22 protein-coding genes are annotated in these 20676 nt (G+C 46.1%); 2 read left to right on the forward strand and 20 right to left on the reverse strand.

The genetic code is table 11. The annotated features are described in order from the left end of the window. Window positions 1–31: 31 nt before the first annotated feature. The 9 genes from EXW93_RS09690 to prsW all read right to left on the reverse strand — a co-directional run bounded on the left by EXW93_RS09690 (window position 32) and on the right by prsW (window position 7389). Complete coding sequence (locus EXW93_RS09690; RefSeq protein ID WP_035396816.1) at window positions 32–766, reverse strand: hypothetical protein; 735 nt, start codon at window positions 764–766, stop codon at window positions 32–34. Further along, on the reverse strand, window positions 763–939 hold the full coding sequence (locus EXW93_RS09695; protein ID WP_023468644.1) for a DUF2768 domain-containing protein: 177 nt from the start codon (window positions 937–939) through the stop codon (window positions 763–765). The genes EXW93_RS09690 and EXW93_RS09695 overlap by 4 nt, the downstream gene beginning before the upstream one ends. Before the next feature lie 39 nt (window positions 940–978). Continuing rightward, entirely contained in the window at window positions 979–2004 is a 1026-nt protein-coding gene (locus EXW93_RS09700) for an NAD(P)H-dependent glycerol-3-phosphate dehydrogenase (protein WP_023468645.1), read from the reverse strand. A gap of 14 nt (window positions 2005–2018) precedes the next feature. Then, window positions 2019–3329, reverse strand: coding sequence for a ribosome biogenesis GTPase Der (gene der, locus EXW93_RS09705; RefSeq protein ID WP_023468646.1), 1311 nt, complete (start codon window positions 3327–3329; stop codon window positions 2019–2021). Between the two features lie 123 nt (window positions 3330–3452). Continuing rightward, on the reverse strand, window positions 3453–4586 hold the full coding sequence (rpsA, locus tag EXW93_RS09710; protein ID WP_023468647.1) for a 30S ribosomal protein S1: 1134 nt from the start codon (window positions 4584–4586) through the stop codon (window positions 3453–3455). Window positions 4587–4688: 102 nt separating this feature from the next. Next, on the reverse strand, window positions 4689–5288 hold the full coding sequence (locus EXW93_RS09715) for a lysophospholipid acyltransferase family protein (RefSeq protein ID WP_174316410.1): 600 nt from the start codon (window positions 5286–5288) through the stop codon (window positions 4689–4691). After that, a complete protein-coding gene (gene cmk / locus EXW93_RS09720; RefSeq protein WP_023468649.1) occupies window positions 5285–5959 on the reverse strand; it encodes a (d)CMP kinase in 675 nt (224 codons plus the stop codon). Before cmk ends, EXW93_RS09715 begins: the two co-directional genes overlap by 4 nt. Window positions 5960–6035: 76 nt before the next feature. Continuing rightward, complete coding sequence (locus EXW93_RS09725) at window positions 6036–6692, reverse strand: flagellar brake protein (RefSeq protein ID WP_023468650.1); 657 nt, start codon at window positions 6690–6692, stop codon at window positions 6036–6038. Between the two features lie 19 nt (window positions 6693–6711). After that, window positions 6712–7389, reverse strand: a complete 678-nt coding sequence (gene prsW / locus EXW93_RS09730; protein ID WP_023468651.1) for a glutamic-type intramembrane protease PrsW — start codon at window positions 7387–7389, stop codon at window positions 6712–6714. Window positions 7390–7557: 168 nt separating this feature from the next. Here prsW and EXW93_RS09735 point away from each other — a divergent pair, with 168 nt between their 5' ends. Beyond that, entirely contained in the window at window positions 7558–8526 is a 969-nt protein-coding gene (locus tag EXW93_RS09735) for an asparaginase (protein ID WP_058713740.1), read from the forward strand. Between the two features lie 53 nt (window positions 8527–8579). On the opposite strand, the gene EXW93_RS09740 is transcribed toward EXW93_RS09735, so the two are convergent. The 8 genes from EXW93_RS09740 to EXW93_RS09775 form a co-directional block, all read right to left on the reverse strand. After that, window positions 8580–9569 (reverse strand): YpdA family putative bacillithiol disulfide reductase, encoded by a 990-nt coding sequence (locus EXW93_RS09740; RefSeq protein WP_174316411.1) that lies wholly within the window; start codon window positions 9567–9569, stop codon window positions 8580–8582. 121 nt (window positions 9570–9690) lie between these two features. Continuing rightward, window positions 9691–10956 carry a Glu/Leu/Phe/Val family dehydrogenase gene (locus EXW93_RS09745; protein WP_023468654.1) on the reverse strand — a complete coding sequence of 422 codons (1266 nt, stop codon included), beginning with the start codon at window positions 10954–10956 and terminating at the stop codon, window positions 9691–9693. A gap of 134 nt (window positions 10957–11090) precedes the next feature. Then, window positions 11091–12035 (reverse strand): D-alanine--D-alanine ligase, encoded by a 945-nt coding sequence (locus EXW93_RS09750; RefSeq protein WP_023468655.1) that lies wholly within the window; start codon window positions 12033–12035, stop codon window positions 11091–11093. 139 nt (window positions 12036–12174) lie between these two features. Continuing rightward, a complete protein-coding gene (locus tag EXW93_RS09755; RefSeq protein WP_023468656.1) occupies window positions 12175–12765 on the reverse strand; it encodes an adaptor protein MecA in 591 nt (196 codons plus the stop codon). Window positions 12766–12823: 58 nt separating this feature from the next. After that, window positions 12824–13708, reverse strand: a complete 885-nt coding sequence (locus EXW93_RS09760) for a MerR family transcriptional regulator (protein ID WP_023468657.1) — start codon at window positions 13706–13708, stop codon at window positions 12824–12826. 71 nt (window positions 13709–13779) lie between these two features. Beyond that, window positions 13780–13974 carry a hypothetical protein gene (locus EXW93_RS09765; RefSeq protein WP_023468658.1) on the reverse strand — a complete coding sequence of 65 codons (195 nt, stop codon included), beginning with the start codon at window positions 13972–13974 and terminating at the stop codon, window positions 13780–13782. Window positions 13975–14017: 43 nt separating this feature from the next. Further along, complete coding sequence (locus EXW93_RS09770) at window positions 14018–15448, reverse strand: RecQ family ATP-dependent DNA helicase (RefSeq protein WP_254606201.1); 1431 nt, start codon at window positions 15446–15448, stop codon at window positions 14018–14020. Next, on the reverse strand, window positions 15448–16470 hold the full coding sequence (locus EXW93_RS09775; RefSeq protein ID WP_035396806.1) for a YpbB family protein: 1023 nt from the start codon (window positions 16468–16470) through the stop codon (window positions 15448–15450). The genes EXW93_RS09770 and EXW93_RS09775 overlap by 1 nt, the downstream gene beginning before the upstream one ends. 230 nt (window positions 16471–16700) lie before the next feature. Between EXW93_RS09775 and EXW93_RS09780 the strand changes: the two genes are divergently transcribed. Continuing rightward, window positions 16701–16949, forward strand: a complete 249-nt coding sequence (locus tag EXW93_RS09780) for a ferredoxin (protein ID WP_029342027.1) — start codon at window positions 16701–16703, stop codon at window positions 16947–16949. A 129-nt stretch (window positions 16950–17078) separates the two neighbouring features. Here the strand turns inward: EXW93_RS09780 and EXW93_RS09785 are convergent, their stop codons facing one another. From EXW93_RS09785 to EXW93_RS09795, 3 genes are read right to left on the reverse strand one after another with little or no spacing between them, the layout of a single operon-like run. Beyond that, the gene (locus EXW93_RS09785; RefSeq protein WP_023468662.1) at window positions 17079–18038 is read right to left on the reverse strand and encodes an ABC transporter permease; all 960 of its coding nucleotides are present in this window, start codon (window positions 18036–18038) and stop codon (window positions 17079–17081) included. Next, entirely contained in the window at window positions 18038–19108 is a 1071-nt protein-coding gene (locus tag EXW93_RS09790; protein WP_029342028.1) for an ABC transporter permease, read from the reverse strand. The genes EXW93_RS09785 and EXW93_RS09790 overlap by 1 nt, the downstream gene beginning before the upstream one ends. Continuing rightward, complete coding sequence (locus EXW93_RS09795; protein WP_029342029.1) at window positions 19105–20634, reverse strand: ABC transporter ATP-binding protein; 1530 nt, start codon at window positions 20632–20634, stop codon at window positions 19105–19107. The genes EXW93_RS09790 and EXW93_RS09795 overlap by 4 nt, the downstream gene beginning before the upstream one ends. Window positions 20635–20676: the final 42 nt, after the last annotated feature.

Raw genomic sequence — 20676 nt, forward strand, 5'->3', positions numbered from 1 at the left:
TGCTATTACAACATTTTCGTGTAAATAACGTTCAATTTTCAGATTCTTCGCTCGATTTCTCTGAAAACACAGGTTCGCCTTTTTCGTTTATCGTGTAGCTTTGAGAATAGGCAGGAACAAAAGGTTGATCTTCATAGAGCAAATACCGAATATCTTGACCGACTTTCGGCTTTTTCTTCGCAGTTTGAACAGCTTTCTTCAACTCTGGTAAATAGTTGATGAAGAGGCGTCCTTGACCATCGACATAGATTGACAACTTTTCATCTGAATACGGACTTGGGACAGTCGGTTCTTTTTTGATGAATAGTTTTTTATAGTCAAGCGTAAACTGGTTTTTTCCGAACGATCCTTTAAACGGATACTTTTCGTTCTTCTTCCGATACGCATCAATCCGAACTTGGAGCTTCTGTAACTCTTCTGCAACAAGTAAATCCATCAACTTAACAGTTGGTTTCGTGTCGACATCAACTAACAGATAGATGAATGTTCCGCCACCTTCAAAACTGTTTGATGGTGGGTCACTCATATAACGCGGAATGAGCCGCCCTAATTCGATTTGATAACGCTCCATGAGCGGAGTGTCCGCTTCCATCGTCTTAATGGGCAAAACACCCGTGTCTTTTTGATACGCATCGACAGCATCCTGTACGGTACGTAACTGTTGCGGATACGGTACGCGGTTCGACGGTTTCTGACTGTCTGGAAATAGACAACCTGATAACAACGTCACCGGAATGAGCATGAGGATCACGAACCACTTCTTCATGCGCTTGGTCCCGCCATGACGATGAACACCATGATGATCGATGCGACGATGAAACAGACGAATGCCAAAGTCGATACGAGAATCTGCCATATCCCTTTCAATTTCGTCCGACTGACCGTGACCAGCAAGACACTGATCGCAAAGAGTCCGATGCCAGCGAACGAGATCCACATTTTTATTAATCCTGGACTCAAGGTTTCCACCCCACTCCGTTAATCTTTCGTCGTGAAGAGATGCTCGATTTCATTTTTTTGTGGTCGTTGCATCAACTTTTTGACTTCTTCTTCCGGCGTATGACCATCGAAAAGAACGTGGTATAACGCAGAAGTGATTGGCAGTTCGCACTGCTTCGTCTCCGCTAAATCATAGGCGGCTTGTGTCGCACGAACACCTTCGACGACCATTCCCATGTTTTCTAGCACCGTTTCTAACTTTTCACCGCGACCGATGGCATTCCCCGCACGCCAATTGCGACTATGGACCGATGTACAAGTAACGATCAAGTCACCCATTCCCGTCAATCCAGTAAACGTCATCGGTTTAGCTCCAAGCATCGTACCGAGACGCGCCATTTCGACCATTCCACGCGTTATCAAAGCAGCTTTCGCGTTGTCACCATAACCAAGACCATCCGTCATCCCGGCGGCAAGCGCGATGATGTTCTTCAAAGCACCACCGAGTTCTGCGCCAATGATATCCGCATTCAGATAGACACGGAAGTTTTCATTCGTGAACAGCTCTTGAACACGACCTGCTTCTTCTAAATCTTCTGAAGCAATCGTTACCGTCGTCGGTTTACGTAATGCGACCTCTTCAGCATGGGATGGACCCGTCAAGACACAAATCGCTTTACGCTTCGCTGGATCGACCTCTGCTTCGATTAATTCTGACAACCGAAGATGTGTCTTTGGCTCGATTCCTTTCGATGCATGGATCAAAACGACAGGTTCCGTCAGCAACTCATTTAGTTGACGAGAAACCGCTCGAATCGCAGAGGATGGTGTGACGATCAAGATATGCGTCGCCCCTTCGACCGCTTCTTTAAGATCCGTCGTTGCCTTTAATGCTTTTGGTAACGCAACACCTGGCAAGAACTGCGTATTTTCATGATGCTCATTGATGCGGTCGACATTCATTTGTTCACGACCGTAAAGAATGACTTCTTGATCATTATCAGCTAAGACGAGCGAGAGGGCTGTTCCCCAGCTCCCTGCTCCGATGACTGCGATTTTGGTCATACTGACTCACCTCATTATTGTTTTTGACGGGCTAAAATCCGGATTGGTGTACCTGTGAAGTCAAATGCCTCCCGGATCCGGTTCTCAAGATATCGTTTATAAGAGAAGTGCAGCAATTCTGGATCATTGACGAACAAGACGAACGTTGGCGGACGTGACGCGACTTGAGTCGCATAGTTGATCCGAAGACGAACCCCTTTATCCGTCGGCGCCGGGTTCATCGCGACAGCGTCAACGATGACATCGTTCAAGACACTTGTCTGAATCCGTTGTGCATGACTGTGTGCTGCTTGTTGAATGACCGGTAACAACGTCTGCAAACGACGTTTTGTTTTTGCTGAGACGAAGACGATCGGTGCATAGTCAAGGAAACGGAATTCTTCCCGGATCTCTTCTTGCATCTTTTTCATCGTCTTATCATCTTTTTCGACAGCATCCCATTTATTGACGACAATGATGACCGCACGACCTGCTTCGTGCGCATATCCCGCCACTTTTTTATCTTGCTCGATGATGCCTTCTTCGCCATCAAGAACGACACAGACGACATCTGCCCGTTCGATTGCTTTTTGAGCACGCATGACGCTAAAACGTTCTGTTGATTCATAGACTTTCCCGCGTTTTCGCATCCCGGCCGTATCGATGATGACGTATTCTTGATCATCCCGTGTAAACGGTGTATCGATCGCATCGCGTGTCGTACCAGCGATGTTCGAGACGATGACACGTTCTTCACCGAGAATCGAGTTCGTCATACTTGATTTCCCGACGTTCGGACGACCAATCAAGGCAAACTTGATCGTACTTTCGTCATATTCTAATTCTTCTTTATCTGGTGCGAGTTCAAGGACACGATCAAGTAAATCACCGAGACCAAGACCATGTGTACCAGAAATCGGGAACAAGTCTCCGAATCCAAGGGAGTAAAATTCATACATTAAATCACGCATTTCAAAGTTATCGACTTTGTTGACAGCGACGACGACCGGTTTGTTCGAACGGAATAACATGTTCGCGACTTCCTCATCCGCTGCTGTAATTCCTTCGCGTCCGTTCACCATGAAAATGATGACATCCGCTTCATCAATGGCGAGCTCCGCCTGATGACGCATCATTTGAAGTAGGGGCTCATCCCCGACTTCGATTCCACCTGTATCAATCAAATGAAAATGACGATTCAGCCATTCTCCAGTTCCGTAAATACGGTCGCGGGTAACGCCTGGCTTGTCTTCTACGATTGAAACCCGATCTCCAATCACCCGGTTAAAAATCGTCGACTTTCCGATATTTGGGCGACCTACGATCGCCACGACTGGAATTGCCATCCCAACACCTTCTTTCTCTTCTCTCGCTTCATAGCCGTTCTATTGTATCAAATCAAACTGTCATATACCATAACAAACCGCATATAAAAAGCGGACACGCTTGTGTCCGCTTTGTGTCATTACTTATTCTTTCTGATCAGAATCGTCTTCAGTCAAGTCAGCGACTGAGAATCCTTCTGATTGATTCGTATAATCCGAATAATCGTCAGCGGATGATTCTTCCTCTTCAAGGACACGTGTTGATAGCGAAATCTTATGCTCATCAAGACGCACTTCGAGTACTTTCGCCTCAATTTCCTGTCCTTCTTCGAGTACTTCCGAAGGTGAACCGATGTGACGGTTCGCGATTTGCGAAATGTGTAAAAGTCCTTCTACTTGTGGCGCAAGTTCGATGAAGGCCCCGAACTGGACGAGACGACGCACACGTCCTTTGACGATATCGCCAGCTTCGATCTTCCCTTCCATCTGTTGCCATGGACCAGGTTGTGTTTCCTTGATCGATAACTTCACCTTTTCCGTATCACGGTCGACACCAAGTACTTTGACTTCGACTTTTTGACCTTCCGTGACGATATCCGAAGGACGTTCGACACGGTGGTGTGCCATCTCCGAGATATGAACGAGACCGTCGACGCCACCGATATCAACGAAAGCACCAAAGTCCGTTAAACGTTGGACTGTACCTTCGAGGATTTGACCTACTTCTAAATTTTCGAGTGTCTCTTTTTTCTTCGCGTTCAATTCGCCTTCAACGACGGCTTTATGCGAGAGAATGACACGGTTCTTCTCTTGATCGAGTTCAACGACCTTGACTTCGATCGAACGACCGATGTAATCCGAGAAATCCTCGACATAATGCCGTTCGACGAGTGACGCCGGAATGAATCCGCGGACACCGATATCAACGACGAGTCCACCTTTGACGATGTCCTTGACGACAACTTCAAAGATCTCACCTGATTTATACTTCTCTTCTACTTGCTCCCACGCTTTGAGCGCGTCGATTTCTCGTTTCGAGACGACGACCTCTTCATCCGTGATTTTCTTGACCTTCACTTGTAGTTCATCTCCGACGTTCAGCACGCCGCGAATATCATCGAGATGAAGACTCGATACTTCGCTGATCGGTAAGATGGCTTCTGTTTTATATCCGATATCAATGAGTGCTTGCTTGTCTTCAATTTTCACGACCATTCCGGTAACTACCTGGTCCCGATGAATTTCAAAATCAGGCATATCTTTCATTTCTTCGACCATTCCAAAACAACCTCCTCACGATGAGTACAAGAAACGCCTGACATGTGTCAATGCGTTTATCCTGCTTCTAACTTCTTACAATTCTGACTATTTGTCAAGGTATTAAGCGTGATTGAAGTAGACGGATTTGATTTCGTCCATGATTCGGTCAGAAATCGATTTCGCCGCGCCCCGTTGGTCACGTAAATCCGAGATATCAACTGGTTTTCCGATCGCAACATGCATCCGTTTGAACGGGCGGTATGATCCGATGATTGCAATCGGTAAAATCTGAGCATTCGATCGTAACGCAAAGAAGCCGACACCTGGTTGTGCTGATGTGAATTCACCTGGCGCAGATCGCGTTCCTTCTGGGAAAATACCGACCGTCTCATCCGTATTCAAGAGCTCAATCGTCCGTTTCAAAGCTTGACGATCGCCTTGACCGCGACCGACAGGATATGTTCCTGCCGCAATCATTAATTGTTTTAAGGCAGGAACTTTGAACAGTTCTTCTTTTGCCATGTAACGAACCGCGCGTTTTGGCGGAATCGCGCTGACGAGGAAGACTGGGTCCCAGTTCGAGCTGTGGTTGGCACAGACAAGTAAGGAACCGTCTTTCGGAATGTTCTCTTGCCCAGTCACTTTCAATCGGAAGACTGTTTTCGCAATGATCCAGACGACAAACCGCGCAATCCGGTAAATGGTATCTTGACGTTTCATTTTAGGACACCCTCTGCTAGCTCCATCAATCGGACGACGACTTCATCAATCGTCATCTCTGTCGTATCGAGATATAGTGCATCGTCAGCTTGGCGTAATGGCGAGACTTCACGCTCACTGTCGCGCTTATCACGCAGTGCGATCTCTTCTTGAAGAATCGTGATGTCACTGTCCATTCCACGCGCGATATTTTCACGATGTCTTCGAGCTGCACGCTCTTCCACAGTTGCCGTTAAAAAGACTTTTAATTCTGCATCCGGCAATACGACTGTGCCGATATCACGTCCATCCATGACGATTCCGCCGCGTTCAGCTAATTTTCGCTGTGCCGTGACGAGTGCAGCCCGGACTTCTTTTTGACGAGCGACGAACGAGACATTATTCGTGATTTCGATGGAACGAATCGCATCCGTCACTTCGCGATCACCAATAAAGACACGTTGCCCGTTTTCGCCTGGTGTTAAACGAATATCAAGCGATTTCATTAATTCTCCGAGCGCTTCCCCATTATTGAGATCAAGCGATTGTTCAAGTGCTGCCAACGTCACGGCCCGGTACATAGCTCCTGTATCGATGTATACATAGTCAAGGCGTGCTGCCAATTGTTTTGCGATCGTACTTTTCCCAGCACCCGCTGGTCCATCTAAAGCGATTTGAATCTTTTTCATCATCCATCCAATCCTTCCATCTTCCCTATGATTGATAGGGATTCATTCTTCCGAACGTTATCATAGCAAAAAAATGCGGTCAGGTGAATGGATTCATGCCCCTTCTTGAACTTTTCATTTGCATTTGATAACAGTGACGCAATACAAGTTCACGACTTCTGTCGGGAATCATCGTAAATTGGAAGGCTAGTTCATACCTTTCTTCCCGTCGATCGATTCGAACAAGTTCAGCCACGACGTCCAGTGTACTTGATACTCCATCACCCGTAGGTAAGATGAATGTCATCTCCACTTCTTCATCTTTTGCAATCGGTAATTGATCTGACAAGATCATCATTCCACCAGCCGATAGATCGAGCGTCACCGTCGTAAACGGCTCGAAATGCGCTTTATGAGGATGTACAGCGACATCGAGTATTTGCGGCACTCGAACGAACTGACGTCGTTGGATGCGTTCGATTTGATCATCCTTTGGTCGTTTCAAAGCATAACGTTGACCACGAAGTGGATCATTTTGTCGTTCAACGACGACCGTATCAAATCCAAATAATTTGCCTTTCTCCTTGAAAAAATAAAATGAAACTTCTTCTTGCTCTGACAAGATGAATGTTTTAAGTGTCGCGACCTCACTCGGCGCTTCAATCCAAATCAAACGGTTCGTCACGGCCGTCACTTTTGAGCGACCTTGTCGATCCTCACTATTCGAAAGCATTACCAAATCCCCGATTTCCATCATGTTACTCCGCTCCTACTCTCTATTCGATACCATCTGAATGTTGTTTTTTCCGTTTAAATCGTCGATTCAAACGATTGGCACCTCGTACTTGAAATAATCCAATCGTCCATAAGATGACCATAAAGACGATTGGCAAAAAGGATATACCACCATTTTCCAATATTAACAAATTAAATAAGATATGCGCAAATACCGGAAGCGCAATCGAGAGGGATAGCCAACGATAAGGATGAGGCGAGAATTTCGCCATCCCCATGAAGAATCCCATGATGACCGCAAACAATGCATGCCCAGATACGGGTAAGAGTGCCCGGAAGAGCATATGTTCGACGGTTCCATTCACCATCAGATATAAAATATTCTCAAGCGTTGCGAACCCAAGTGAACAGGCTACCGCGTAGATGATCCCGTCGTAATAATCATTAAACCGTTGATGAATATAGACCGTATAAAAGACGACAAACCATTTGGCGAATTCTTCCGTAACGGCTGTTCGAATCAACTGCACCTCTTCACGCCCACCAAATTCGGTCTGGACGATATAGTCGATGAACATCAAGGGAAAGACGAGTAATATGCCGAAAATGAAACTTCGAAGGATATAGCCGACTGGCTCCGACTCATGTTCGTGACGGAGATAAAAATAAGTTAGGAGTGCGATGCCTGGGGCAACTCCGGAGAAAACGATTTGAACCACGCTTCCTCTCCCCCTTTCTTCCTCATTTATAAGAATAAAGGTTTCTTGGAAAAAAGAAAACGTCCTCGTTGTTTCAAGAGGGAAAAAGGTTACAATATGGGAGAACGAATCGAATCCGTCATAGAAAGTAGGTGAAGGTCTTCTGTCTGTAGACAAGGACCCTTTAGCATGAAATCATTATTACTCATTCATACGGGTGGAACGATCGCCATGGCACAGGATCATGCTGGTCATGTCCTACCAAACGATATCAATCCACTCGACGCCTCACTCCCGCGAGCAACAGATATTGCCAACATCACGACGCGTCACTTCGCAAACTTACCTTCTCCGCACATGACACCTGACATCATGTTGCGTCTAGCCCATTTCATCGAGAGTGAGTTCAAGAAGGAACATTACGACGGCGTCGTCATCACTCACGGCACGGACACACTGGAAGAGACGGCTTATTTCTTACATTTGACGCTTGGTGCACCCGTTCCGATCGTTTTGACAGGAGCTATGCGTTCTTCCAATGAGGTCGGATCCGATGGTGAATTTAATCTGATTACGGCACTTCGTGTCGCTGTCAGTGAAGCTGCGCGCGGAAAAGGTGTTCTAGTCGTCTTCAACGGGGAAATTCATTCGGCATTCAACGTCACAAAAACACATACGTCATCCGTCGATACATTCAAATCCGTTCATTTCGGAAACCTTGGAATGGTAACGAAGGATCATGTCTACTTATTCAATACACCACTCTTAAAACAAACACACATGGTGACTTCGCTCTCAAAACGCGTCGCCGTTCTCAAAGTCTATGCCGGTATGGAACCCGACCTGTTACTTGCTGTGAAACAACTCGGCTATGATGGACTCGTCCTTGAAGTCCTTGGTCAAGGAAATGTACCACCAAGTATCGTAGATGCGATCGCTGAATTGATTACCGTCATGCCGATCGTCATCGTCAGCCGTTGTTTCAACGGAATCGTTCAAGACGTCTATGGATATACGGGTGGCGGACAACAATTAAAAGAACTCGGCGTCATTTTCTCAAATGGACTGAATTCACAAAAAGCACGGCTTAAACTGATGGTCGAACTTGAAATCGATGCTTCACAACTAGAACTCGAAGAATCATTTCGTGTTGAATAAATGAACAAAACCTCTTGATTCGGAAATTTTCCTTCCAAATCAAGAGGTTTTGTTTAGGCTTGTATCGATGCACCACGTAACCGTTCAACAAGATGATTGGCAATACTTGCACCGTGAAAACGACCATTTTCAATGAATATCTTATTGGCGTCATATCCTGCTGCCACGACACCTGCGATATAGATGCCCGGGACATTCGACTCCATCGTCTCTTCGTCATGACTTGGAATACCTGTTTTACGATCAATCGTAATGCCTGTGTCAGCGAACAATCCGACATCGGGTGTGTAACCTGTCATCGCAAACACAAAATCAGCACGGACGGTCTGTTTATCTCCATCTATTTGATAAACCACCTCTTGCTCCGTAATTTCTTCGATTGACGCTCCAAAAATCATCTTGACCTTTTCCGAACGAACGAGAGATTCGAAGTTCGGCAACACCCATGGTTTGATGGATGGACTATACTCCGGTCCACGGTAAAGGACTGTCACACGTGCTCCCGCTTTTTCAAGTTCAATCGCTGCATCGACGCTCGAGTTTTTTCCACCGATAACGACGACATCTTGATCAAAATACGGATGTCCTTCCGTAAAGTAGTGCGAGACATGAGGTAATTCCTCTCCAGGAACATCCATTCGGTTCGGTAAACCATAATAACCTGTCGCAAGCACGACGAAGCGAGCTTCTCGGCTTCTTTTTTCCCCGGAACGCTCCGAATGGATAATAAAATGATCCGCTTGACGTTCAATCCGCTCAACCGTCTCAAACGGACGAATCGTCAACTGTTTTCGTTTGACGACTTCTCGATAATAGACGAGCGCGTCGAGACGTCGCGGTTTTAATTCTTTATTGATAAACGGTATACCACCAATTTCTAACTTCTCACTACTTGAAAAGAACGTTTGATGCGTCGGATAACGATAGATCGCTTCGACGATATTTCCCTTTTCGAGCACTTCGACGTCTAGTCCCCGATCTTGCATTTCGATCGCTGCCGATAACCCACACGGTCCTGCACCGATTACGATACAATCTAACATTCGAATATCTCCTCTTCCGGTTGCTTTTTTTATATCTTAGCAAATCTCTACCATAGACGAAAGAAATTGCAATGCAAAACGCCCGCTCTTCGTAAAGAAGAAGCGGACGTTCATCTTAATATTAGACCCAGCCACGGAAACGAGATGCTTCCGCCATCTTCCGGACACCTACCATATAAGCGGCAAGTCGCATGTCGACATTTCGCGTCTGCGCTGTCTGATAGACTTGGTTGAACGAGTTCACGAGTACTTTTTCAAGTTTCTCGTGTACTTCCTCTTCCGTCCAGTAATATCCTTGGTTGTTCTGTACCCATTCGAAGTAAGAAACCGTTACGCCACCACTCGAAGCAAGAACATCCGGAACGATCAAAATGTCACGTTCAGCGAGAATTTTCGTCGCTTCGTTCGTCGTCGGACCGTTAGCCGCTTCAACGACGATCGCTGCTTTGATATCGTGCGCATTGTCTTCTGTGATTTGATTCTCGATTGCTGCCGGAACAAGAATATCACATTCAAGTTCAAGCAATTCTTTATTCGAGATCGTATTTTTGAACAATGTCGTCACGGTACCGAACGAGTCACGACGGTCGAGTAGGTATGGAATATCGAGACCGTTTGGATCATGGAGTGCCCCGTACGCATCGCTGATCGCGATGACTTTTGCACCTAAATCATACATGAATTTCGATAAGAAACTTCCGGCGTTGCCGAATCCTTGAACGACGACACGTGCGCCTTCGAGCGAGATACCCTTTTTAGCAGCCGCTTCCCGAATCATGATTGCGACACCTTTCGCCGTCGCTGTCTCACGACCGTGTGAGCCACCGAGGACGAGCGGTTTCCCTGTAATGAAACCAGGTGAGTTGAATTCATCGATTCGACTGTATTCGTCCATCATCCATGCCATGATTTGCGAGTTCGTGAAGACGTCAGGTGCTGGAATATCCTTCGTCGGTCCAACGATTTGACTGATAGCACGGACATACCCACGGCTGAGACGTTCGATTTCACGGAAGCTCATCTCACGTGGATCACAGATGATTCCGCCTTTCCCGCCGCCGTATGGTAAGTCAACGATACCTGCCTTCAGACTCATCCAGACGGATAATGCTTTGACTTCGACTTCCGTCACGTTCGGGTGGAAACGAATTCCACCTTTCGTTGGTCCAACGGCATCGTTATGTTGCGCACGATATCCTGTGAAGATTTTCGTCGAACCATCATCCATCCGTACCGGAATCCGGACTGTCAACATCCGGAGTGGTTCTTTAAGTAATTCGTACATCTCGTCTGGATAACCAAGTTTCCCTAGTGCCTCCTTGACGATTTCTTGTGTCGCTTCCAGTACGTTCTTGCGATGATTCGCATGTTGTTGGTCAGTGATCATTCCAACGTTCCTCCCCATAAGTGGCATCCCCTATGCCGTTTCCTTGTTCGGATAAAGTATACTCTTTTCTCGAACGTAATGAAAGGGGTTACGCCTATATTTGTAAGCGCTTTCTCACTTCTTTTCCTAGGATATCATTGATTTGGTTGTTTTGTTTGACGATGTCGTTCGATCGCAAGTTCCATGAAATATTCGACCAATTCCGGATATTCAATTCCCACTGCTCGTGCACCGTCCGGGAATAGACTAGTCGAAGTCATACCAGGAAGTGTATTCGTCTCCAAGATGACTGGATTTCCGGATTCCGGCACAAGGAAATCAGATCGCGAGTATCCTGCACAGCCAAGGACTTGATGCGCTTTAACAGCCCATTCTTGAAGTTTTTCTGTCGTTGCTTCATCCAGTTCAGCAGGACAAATATGCTCCGAACCACCGATGGCATATTTGGATTCATAGTCATAAAAGGCGTTCTTCGGAATGATCTCGATGACAGGTAGTGCTTTTTCTGCCCCTTTATGACCGACGACCGGGACTGTCACTTCACGCCCTTTAATGAATTGTTCAACAAGCACTGCATCGTCCGCTTCGAACGCCTTCGCGATTCCTTCACGTAACATCTTCTCGTCTTGAGCAATCGTCAATCCGTTTGATGAGCCTTCTTGTGCTGGTTTGACGACACAAGGAAATTGACCATCCCACTCTGCGATTTTCGCTTCGATATCAGCTCCACGCTCTAACAGCACATCACGGGCGATCGTAATGCCTGCTTTATCAAAGTGAACTTTCGAACGTGCCTTATCCATCGCAAGCGCTGACGCTAACACACCTGAACCTGTATATGGAATGTCTGCCAGTTCAAGCAATGCTTGTACGCGTCCATCTTCACCAATTTTCCCGTGAAGAGCGATGACAGCCACATCTACATCCAGCTGGAAGAGTTCATGCGCTTGATCAGGATGGAAATCAACAGCCGTGACCTCATGCCCTTTACTGTTTAATGCTTCCATGATCGACTTTCCACTGTTTAATGAAACCTCCCGTTCTCCTGAAGTCCCACCGTATAATACTGCCACTTTCATCCTACTTCACTCCTTCTTCTTACGTTCAATGATTATCATACCATCCTTCTGACGATGAAAAAATACAAAATGGTGCCACTTCCAGCAGAAGACAAAAAGGTGCGGCATCCCCCTGTGATGGAATGTCGCACCTGATGTTTTACATATTAAACTGTTCGGCTATCGTTGCGACGGCATGTTCCGCCTGAATCGTTTTCCCATACTCCGCCATGACGAGTGGACTTTTCGGGCTCGGCTCACCGTATTCAGACAAAATCGTCGTCACCGTCTGCTCGAGCGCCTCGTTCATTCGTTCTTGGAAATAGAGATAATAGCTTCCCTCGAAGAAGTAGAGGCTACCACCTGTCTCTGTCCGAGGCATATGTCGCAATAATCCATGACTCGCTTGAATGACGTCTTCTAGCGAGTGTAGAGCATATAAGACGTGATGGACGATATCGACTGTCATGCGGATTTCGACTTGATCGAACTCCTCGTTCATCTCTTCTGGCAAATCGCCTTCACGACGTACATCAACGAGCATCCCGTCATTCGGAAAGAATGTAACGAAAAATTCGAGTGTTCCCGCTGCTTGAAAACCAAAATTCGATTCGGCTTCTTCTAATAGATTGCGCAATAAAGCTTGTCCCTTCCCGATAGCCAACGTTTCTGGTCGGACGTCGTGAAGCGATAACTCTTGCTTTGTGATGAAGACACGAAGGTGTCCTTGTTTCATTTGTTCAAACCTCATAATAGACTCCTCCAGTCAAAACCGGAAACACAGATGTCTCCGTTCGTTATGAACCATACTATACACCAGTTGTCGGAGTGAGTCGACTTAACCAACTTTTCCAAGATTGATCGTCTGCACCAAGTAAATGTGGACCATATCGTTCCGGGAGCTGATCGACCGCATAACCACCAAGACCAATCTCAAGATCCGGAAAATCAGACATTAGACGTGCTAACGCTTCATCAAGTAACGGTAAATGATCGGATAACGTGCAGGAAAGAATAACGGCTTTCGGTTGCAACTGATGCGTGACCGTCACCAAGTCCTGAACCGGTATACCGGAACCGAGGAAAATGACATCAAATCCAGATTGACGTAAGTAAAGCGTGAAGAACAGTAGCCCGAGTTCGTGTTCTTCTTCAGGAGCGCAGACACAGACGATTCGCGGTAAAAATGGATTGATCGGCATCTGTAACGACAGTGTCGAGAGGCGAGCTCTTAGAAATGCCGTCGCAAAATGCTCATGCGCAATCGTAATCTCTCCCGACTCCCACTTCACTCCAATCTCATGTAAGAGCGGACCGACGATGTCCTGAATGACTTTATCGAAGCTAAACATCGAGAATGCTTTATTCATAATATCGTGCGCATGTCGTTCTTCAAAGTTCGTCAATGCCTGGAACAACTGATCTCGCAGTTCGACTCCATAATCGTGCGGTACCTCAGCCCGATTAACAGGCATCTCATACAACTGGATTGCTTTAGAGACAGACAATCCCTCTTTTTGTTTATCGACGATCCAGCGTAATTTCGCGACGTCGTTATCACTATAAATGCGATGTCCGGATTCACTTCGATCCGGATCGAGCACCTGATATCTCCGCTCCCAAGCACGAATGGTCGTCGGGTTGAGTCCCACTAACGCAGCGACTGCTTTGATATTATATTTCCCACGATCCATGCATCGTGCCTCCTTCCCCTTCCTTTCTAGTATACGCTGAAAGGAAAAAAATCTCCGTTCACAATGTGCCCTTACATCATGAAACCGATGGAGACGAAGGCGATGATGATCGTGATCATGAGTACCGTCAGCGTGATTGCTAGCGGATTTTTTCGAAACGGTTGTTTCAATCGCTCGTTACGAACGTGTTCGATACGCGAAGAACGCGGTGGCAATGACTGATCCTCTTCGTTCTGATGCAACCGTCGTTGATCTTGTTTACTCAATGTTTATCACCTTTTCTTGAAAAATATAACGATATTGTCTAGTTTACACCGAATCTAGTGATGAAAAAAAGACTTGTTCTAAACGCATTTTCCAATCTACCGGTTGATGGGTCTTTCTCTTCACCGGATTTTCCCATTCAATCGTTCCGCACACATCACAACACCGTGGTTGTACGATTGCCTGCTCATCAAAATGATGCAACAACATCGTACGGCGACATTCGTTCCGATGAATGTAGTCCATCATCAGGTTGACCTCTTGTCTTTTTAATTGTTTACGTTCCGTTTGCCACTGGATGATGCGTTCCTTCGACCACCCGTTCTCGAGTTGCGATTTGAGTAATCGATATGCCGGATCTTCCGGATTAAGACGAAGACGACTTTCCATCTTGGCATAGGATTCGCCTTGATTCATCCCTTGTTGCAATTGATCGATCCATAAGACGGGTGCATATTGCGTGTCGATCAAGTACGTCTGTAATTGTTCATCTTGAGCAGCGTAGAGTAAAATCGCCGTTGCCTCTTTACCATCACGACCAGCACGTCCGACTTCCTGCATATAGGCTTCAATCGTCGCAGGAATCGTATAGTGAATGACCGTTCGGACGTTACCTTTATCGACACCCATTCCGAACGCACTCGTACACACGAGACAGTCCATCTCATCATGAAGAAACTGTTGTTGAACAAGTTGGCGATCTTCTATCGTCAACCCAGCATGATAATAGGTCGCACCGTCAATGATTCCAGCAATTCGTTCCGCTTCTTTACGGGTCGTCGTATAGATGACGCATGGGCGAACGATGCGTTCCATCCACCGAGCAACTGCCGCATCTTTTTCTTCTCGATCAACGCGATCGACAACATATTGGATTTCTGGTCGGTTGACAGAACGACGGATGATTTGTGGCTCATGCATACGCAGTTGTGTTCGAATATCTTGCTCGACAGCACGAGTTGCTGTTGCCGTTAAGGCGAGACATGGTGGAAGGCCGAGTTCTTGTCGAATGTGACCAAGTCTTGCATACTCCGGTCGAAATTCGTGACCCCATTGGGAGATACAATGCGCCTCATCTACGACGAAGAGCGCAATCTTTACCTGTTTTAGCCGAGCCCGAATCTGCGGCAGCGCGAGTTGCTCCGGTGATAAGTAAAGATATCGTAGATGTTCGAGTACAGATAAAATCTGTTCTTTCTCTTCTCGCGTCTCGACAGATGTTAATTTAGCGACAGATCGCTCTCCTCGGCGCTTGATTTGCATGACCTGGTCTTCAATCAACGAGAGTAAAGGAGACAAAATCAACGTCAGCCCTTCATTTTGTACATAAGAAGGAAATTGATAACAGACAGACTTTCCTCCACCTGTCGGCAAAATTGCTAGTGTATCTGTTCCGTTTAGGATGGCATCGATGATTTGGCGTTGCCCTGGTCGAAATGCTTCGTAACCAAAATGACGATGCAATAACGCTTCCATTACATTCCCTCCCATTTACTACGTGCTAACACCAATCGAATTTGAAAATAAGATATATCGGATTGCATCTCACTCTTGATTCGCTTTAGCGCGTAGGTTCCGAGTCGCTGTGCAATCTGTCGTACCTCTTCTTGCTGAGATGGCGTGACAAAATGATCCAGCGGAAACGAAGGAGCATACATCGCAATCTCAACGAGATGATCTTCCATCGTACTATTTTTTAATCGTCTTCGGATCGCAACCGCTTCAACGGTTAACCCCTGTTGCAATAACTCCCATGTTTTTTTCGCAGACTGCGTCATTTTTGTCGTGTGTAGATCAGCGCCTATTTGCTTTAAAAGTGGTGTTTTTTCCAAGTCATCGATGCACTTTCGCCAAGCGATCGTAAATTCGTATTGGACAGTCTCCACATCTGTTTTCATCATTTGAGCTAATTGTGGATAAGACCATCCTGCTTGCACGCCAGACAAGCGGTAACTAATTAATGTCGCATCTCGTTCTGATAAGCGCTCAAGGAGAAATATCAACTCTTGCTGCATATCATGTAACCATTCTGCTCGATTTGAGATGATCGGAAGAACACTTTTTACCCATTCACGGACGATGGTTTCCTGTTGCACAGGAATGAACGGCTGTTTTGCTTCCAAGCAAATCATGGTTTGAACCAAAAGGCTGAGTCGTTTCCACATCATCTCAGCATAACCACGAAGTTCTCCACCTAGTTGATCAATGATCGCACGATCCGTTTGATTTATTAGTCGTGCGCCTTCGTGCGTCAGTCGCAAGGTCTCTTGCCGCTCAATCCAATTCTTCTGCGCGAGTTCAGCCAAGATTGTTTCGAATCGTTGTTTACTGACTAATACAGTACCGAACACCGATTCCAAATCATAAAAATGGGCATCTTGCAGAGAAGTCGCTGATTTCTTTCCTTGAAAAACATGATAAAGACTCCGGTCTGATCGTTCATTTCGAAGGCGCTGAATCGATTCCAGAAAAATACGCTCGAGTAAAGAAACTTCCATATGTCACGCTCCCTTCTAATGTAAATTGTTTATCAATTTGAAGATGATTTCCCATCCTTTTTCTTTTCGTTACGTTTTAGACATACTATTTGCGGGCATGTGATGATATATACATTTTCTGTTGTCACTTACGCTTCGTCATTGAAATGCAACGATGAGTCCGATACAATGACATATAGATGAGAACAGCGTGTTTCAATAATGTTTTCGTATAGAGAGGAGACCGTTCAATGGCTAAATTTACGATTGTCGACAAAGATACTTGCATCGCTTGTGGTGCTTGTGGAGCAGCGGCACCAGATATCTATGATTATGATGATGAGGGTTTGGCGTATGTCATTCTTGATGATAACAATGGTACTGCCGAAATTCCAGAAGCATTATTCGACGATATGATTGATGCATTCGAAGGTTGCCCGACGGATTCAATCAAAGTAGCAGATGAATCGTTCGAAGGCGATGCGTTAAAATTCGAATAAGTGAATAAAAAAAGATGTTTCCTCGCGAAGCATCTTTTTTTATTGGACTTTTTCTCATTCAATCTATCGATTATCTAAAAAAACCGGACATCGCCAATTGGCAACATCCGGTCTATGATTAGTAAAAATTTAGCGTTTTCCTTTGATATACGGTACACCGACAGCTTTTGGTGCATCCGCACGACCAACGACACCAGCAAGTGCTAAGATCGTCAATAAATACGGCGCAATCAACAGATACACTTGTGGAATTTGATCGAGTAACGGCAATTGCTGACCGATGATCGAAATCGCTTGAGCGAACCCGAAGAAAAGGGCTGCCCCCATGGCACCGAGTGGGTTCCATTTTCCGAAGATCATCGCTGCAATCGCGAGGAAGCCTTGACCGAGAATCGTCGTCACACTGAAGTTCAATGAAATCGACGTCGCGTAGACAGCACCAGCAAGACCACCGAAACCACCAGAGATCATAACACCGATGAAACGCATCTTCGTGACGTTGATTCCCATCGTGTCCGCTGCCATCGGGTGTTCTCCGACAGAACGTAAGCGAAGACCGAATGGTGTCTTGAAGATGATGTACCAGGCGACGAACGCGAGAACGATTGCGATATACGATGTGTAGTAGACGTTTGCGAAGAACATCTTCAAGACTGGAATATCAGACAAGAATGGTACATTCTCTTTCGAAATCCGGTTTGGAATCGAATCTGTCTGTCCTTTACTGTAAAGTGCCCGAACAAGGAAGATTGCAAGACCGACCGCAAGCAAGTTGATCGCTACTCCAAGAACCGTTTGGTCTGCTCGGAATAGGATTGCTGGAATCGCAAGGAACAGTGAGAAAACTGCTCCAACGACGATCGCGATGAGCATCGCAAGCCAAGGACTCGCAGCACCCAAGCCCATTTTCGATAAAGTCAATGCTGTGACGACACCTGTGAAGGCACCCATGACCATTAATCCTTCTAACGCGATATTGACGACGCCAGAACGCTCACTGAAAATGCCGCCAAGTGCTGCAATGATTAACGGAGCCGAATAGGCGAGTGCGATTGGCACGATGATATAAAGTACTTCAAGAAAGCCCATTATTGACCGGCTCCTTTCGCTTTTTTAGATTCTTTCTTAACCGTGAACTTCTCGATGACGAGACGAATCGCGTAACCCGAAGCCACGAAGATGATGATGAATGCGATGATGATTTTGATCAGTTCCGGTGGAATACCAATCTGTTGCATCGACAGACCACCGATGTTGAGTCCTGCAAACAGTAACGCCGCGAGAACGACACCGATCGGGTTATTCGCACCTAACAAGGCAACCGCGATTCCGTCGAATCCAACACCTGTGAAGGACGCGTTCAATGTCATGTTTTGGAACGTCCCAAGACCTTCCATCGCTCCAGCGAGACCTGCGAACACACCTGAGATGACGAACGATAAGATGATGTTTCGGTTAACGCCCATCCCTGCATATTCTGCAGCATTTTTATTGAATCCAACTGCTCGGAGTTCATAACCAAGCGTTGTTTTCCACAAAATGAACCAGAAGACGAGGGCAGCGATGACTGCGATGAAAATCCCGTTATGCAATCGTGAAAAATCCGTCATCTCTTGTAAGAACGGTGAAGCAAGGGATGCTGATTCCTTGACTGACTCCGTCCGCTCGTTCGTAATACCGATGACATGACGTAAAATATCATTCGTCACATACAATGCGATATAGTTCATCATGATTGACGTGATGACTTCATGCACATGAAACTTCGCTTTTAAGATACCAGGAATCGATGCCCAAAGTGCACCTGCTAAACCTGCTCCAATTAGAGCAAGCGGTAAATGAATCGCCATCGGTAGATCAAACTCAATCCCGATCCAAACTGCGACCATCCACCCGACGAGAACCTGACCTTCAACCCCGATGTTAAAGAGTCCAGTTCGGAAAGCAAATGCGACAGCAAGACCGGCAAAGATCAACGGAGCTGCTGCTCGCAATGTTTCACCGATGCTGTATGGTTCGCCAAAAATACCATAGAATAACTGATCAAAACCGGCAATCGGATCATACCCGCCGATGACCATGACGATCGCCCCGACGACCATTCCAAGGATGATGGAAAGAATCGGAATGAGGATGCCGTAAAAACGCTCTAACTTCATGAATGACCTACCTCCTCTTTCTTACCGCCGGCCATCAAGAAGCCAAGCTCGATCTCATTCGTTTCTTTTGGATCCAAGAAGGCAACTGTTTTTCCTTCATAAAGAACGGCAATCCGATCTGATACTTGAAGAATTTCTTCGAGTTCGAATGAAATCAACAAGACAGCGCGACCTTTTTCGCGTTCAAGAACCAACTGTTCATGAATGAACTCGATTGCTCCGACATCAAGACCACGTGTCGGCTGTGCTGCAATCAATAGGTCTGGTGAACGATCGACTTCACGCGCAATGATCGCTTTTTGCTGGTTACCACCTGACAAGGCACGAGCAAACGTCTCTGGACTTGGAGTTCGGACGTCGAACTTCTCGATGAGCGTTTTTGCTTTTTCCATGACTTGTTTATAGTTCATGATGCCTGCTTTTGAATACGGTTGTTTGTAATACGTTTGTAAGACCATGTTATGTCCGATTGAATAATCGAGGACAAGTCCATGTTTATGACGGTCTTGCGGAATGTGACCGACACCTGATTCCGTCACTTTACGTGGCTTCAAGTTTTTGATCGATTTATTGTTGAGGAAGATTTCTCCACTATCCGCTTTACGGAGACCAGTGATGGCTTCAATCAATTCCGTTTGCCCGTTTCCGTCGATTCCGGCAATTCCGACGATCTCTCCGGCACGAATGTCGAGATTTAATCCATCGACGGCTTTGATGCCGCGACTGTCCTTGACGACTAGATCCTTGATGTCGAGAACGAGTTCTTGTGGAGTTGCCTTGGAATACTCCGCATTAAAGTTGACTTCACGACCTACCATCATTTCAGCAAGACGCGACTGTGTCATCGTCTCATCGATATCGACCGTTCCGATATACTTACCACGGCGAATCGTCGTACAGCGATCAGCTACTTCCATGATTTCCTTCAGTTTGTGCGTGATGAGGATGATCGACTTTCCTTCTGCGATCAAGCGATTCATGATCTGAATCAATTCTTTGATCTCTTGTGGTGTCAAGACAGCAGATGGTTCATCGAAGATCAAGATGTCTGCACCACGGTACAACGTCTTTAAAATTTCAACACGCTGTTGCATTCCGACTGAGATATCCTCGATTTTTGCATCAGGATCAACAGCAAGACCATACTGTTCAGAAATCTGGCGTACCTTCTCACGTGCAGTTGCACGGTCGATCTTAATTCCGGCACGTGGCTCTGCACCTAAAATGATGTTTTCAGTAACAGTGAAATTTTGAACGAGCATGAAGTGTTGGTGCACCATACCGATTCCAAGATCGTTCGCGACGTTCGGACTCGTAATATTGGCTTTTTCACCACGTACACGAATTTCTCCAGCCTCAGGCTGATACAAACCAAATAAGACGTTCATCAGCGTCGATTTTCCGGCACCGTTTTCACCAAGTAAAGCGTGAATCTCACCTTTCCGAAGCTGGAGCGTGATGTTATCATTTGCGACGAAACTGCCAAACTCTTTTCTGATGTTTAGCATCTCAATGACGTATTCCAAGAAAATCCACTCCCATGTTTAGTTTAAAAGGGGGAGCCGCAA

The organism is Exiguobacterium sp. JMULE1, from assembly GCF_013337175.1.
GTDB lineage: Bacteria > Bacillota > Bacilli > Exiguobacteriales > Exiguobacteriaceae > Exiguobacterium_A > Exiguobacterium_A indicum.

Bases quoted from the DNA above. Each gene is read 5' to 3' on its own strand.
- EXW93_RS09785 (WP_023468662.1), bottom strand. From the start codon at position 18,038: ATGGGCTTTCTTGAAGTACTTTATATCATCGTGCCAATCGCACTCGCC.
- EXW93_RS09740 (WP_174316411.1), bottom strand. From the start codon at position 9,569: ATGTTAGATTGTATCGTAATCGGTGCAGGACCGTGTGGGTTATCGGCA.
- EXW93_RS09755 (WP_023468656.1), bottom strand. From the start codon at position 12,765: ATGAGGTTTGAACAAATGAAACAAGGACACCTTCGTGTCTTCATCACA.
- EXW93_RS09690 (WP_035396816.1), bottom strand. From the start codon at position 766: ATGAAGAAGTGGTTCGTGATCCTCATGCTCATTCCGGTGACGTTGTTA.
- EXW93_RS09780 (WP_029342027.1), top strand. From the start codon at position 16,701: ATGGCTAAATTTACGATTGTCGACAAAGATACTTGCATCGCTTGTGGT.
- EXW93_RS09790 (WP_029342028.1), bottom strand. From the start codon at position 19,108: ATGAAGTTAGAGCGTTTTTACGGCATCCTCATTCCGATTCTTTCCATC.
- EXW93_RS09775 (WP_035396806.1), bottom strand. From the start codon at position 16,470: ATGGAAGTTTCTTTACTCGAGCGTATTTTTCTGGAATCGATTCAGCGC.
- cmk (WP_023468649.1), bottom strand. From the start codon at position 5,959: ATGATGAAAAAGATTCAAATCGCTTTAGATGGACCAGCGGGTGCTGGG.
- der (WP_023468646.1), bottom strand. From the start codon at position 3,329: ATGGCAATTCCAGTCGTGGCGATCGTAGGTCGCCCAAATATCGGAAAG.
- EXW93_RS09725 (WP_023468650.1), bottom strand. From the start codon at position 6,692: ATGATGGAAATCGGGGATTTGGTAATGCTTTCGAATAGTGAGGATCGA.
- rpsA (WP_023468647.1), bottom strand. From the start codon at position 4,586: ATGGTCGAAGAAATGAAAGATATGCCTGATTTTGAAATTCATCGGGAC.
- EXW93_RS09715 (WP_174316410.1), bottom strand. From the start codon at position 5,288: ATGAAACGTCAAGATACCATTTACCGGATTGCGCGGTTTGTCGTCTGG.
- EXW93_RS09745 (WP_023468654.1), bottom strand. From the start codon at position 10,956: ATGATCACTGACCAACAACATGCGAATCATCGCAAGAACGTACTGGAA.
- EXW93_RS09695 (WP_023468644.1), bottom strand. From the start codon at position 939: ATGTGGATCTCGTTCGCTGGCATCGGACTCTTTGCGATCAGTGTCTTG.
- EXW93_RS09700 (WP_023468645.1), bottom strand. From the start codon at position 2,004: ATGACCAAAATCGCAGTCATCGGAGCAGGGAGCTGGGGAACAGCCCTC.
- EXW93_RS09760 (WP_023468657.1), bottom strand. From the start codon at position 13,708: ATGGATCGTGGGAAATATAATATCAAAGCAGTCGCTGCGTTAGTGGGA.
- EXW93_RS09770 (WP_254606201.1), bottom strand. From the start codon at position 15,448: ATGGAAGCGTTATTGCATCGTCATTTTGGTTACGAAGCATTTCGACCA.
- EXW93_RS09750 (WP_023468655.1), bottom strand. From the start codon at position 12,035: ATGAAAGTGGCAGTATTATACGGTGGGACTTCAGGAGAACGGGAGGTT.
- EXW93_RS09735 (WP_058713740.1), top strand. From the start codon at position 7,558: ATGAAATCATTATTACTCATTCATACGGGTGGAACGATCGCCATGGCA.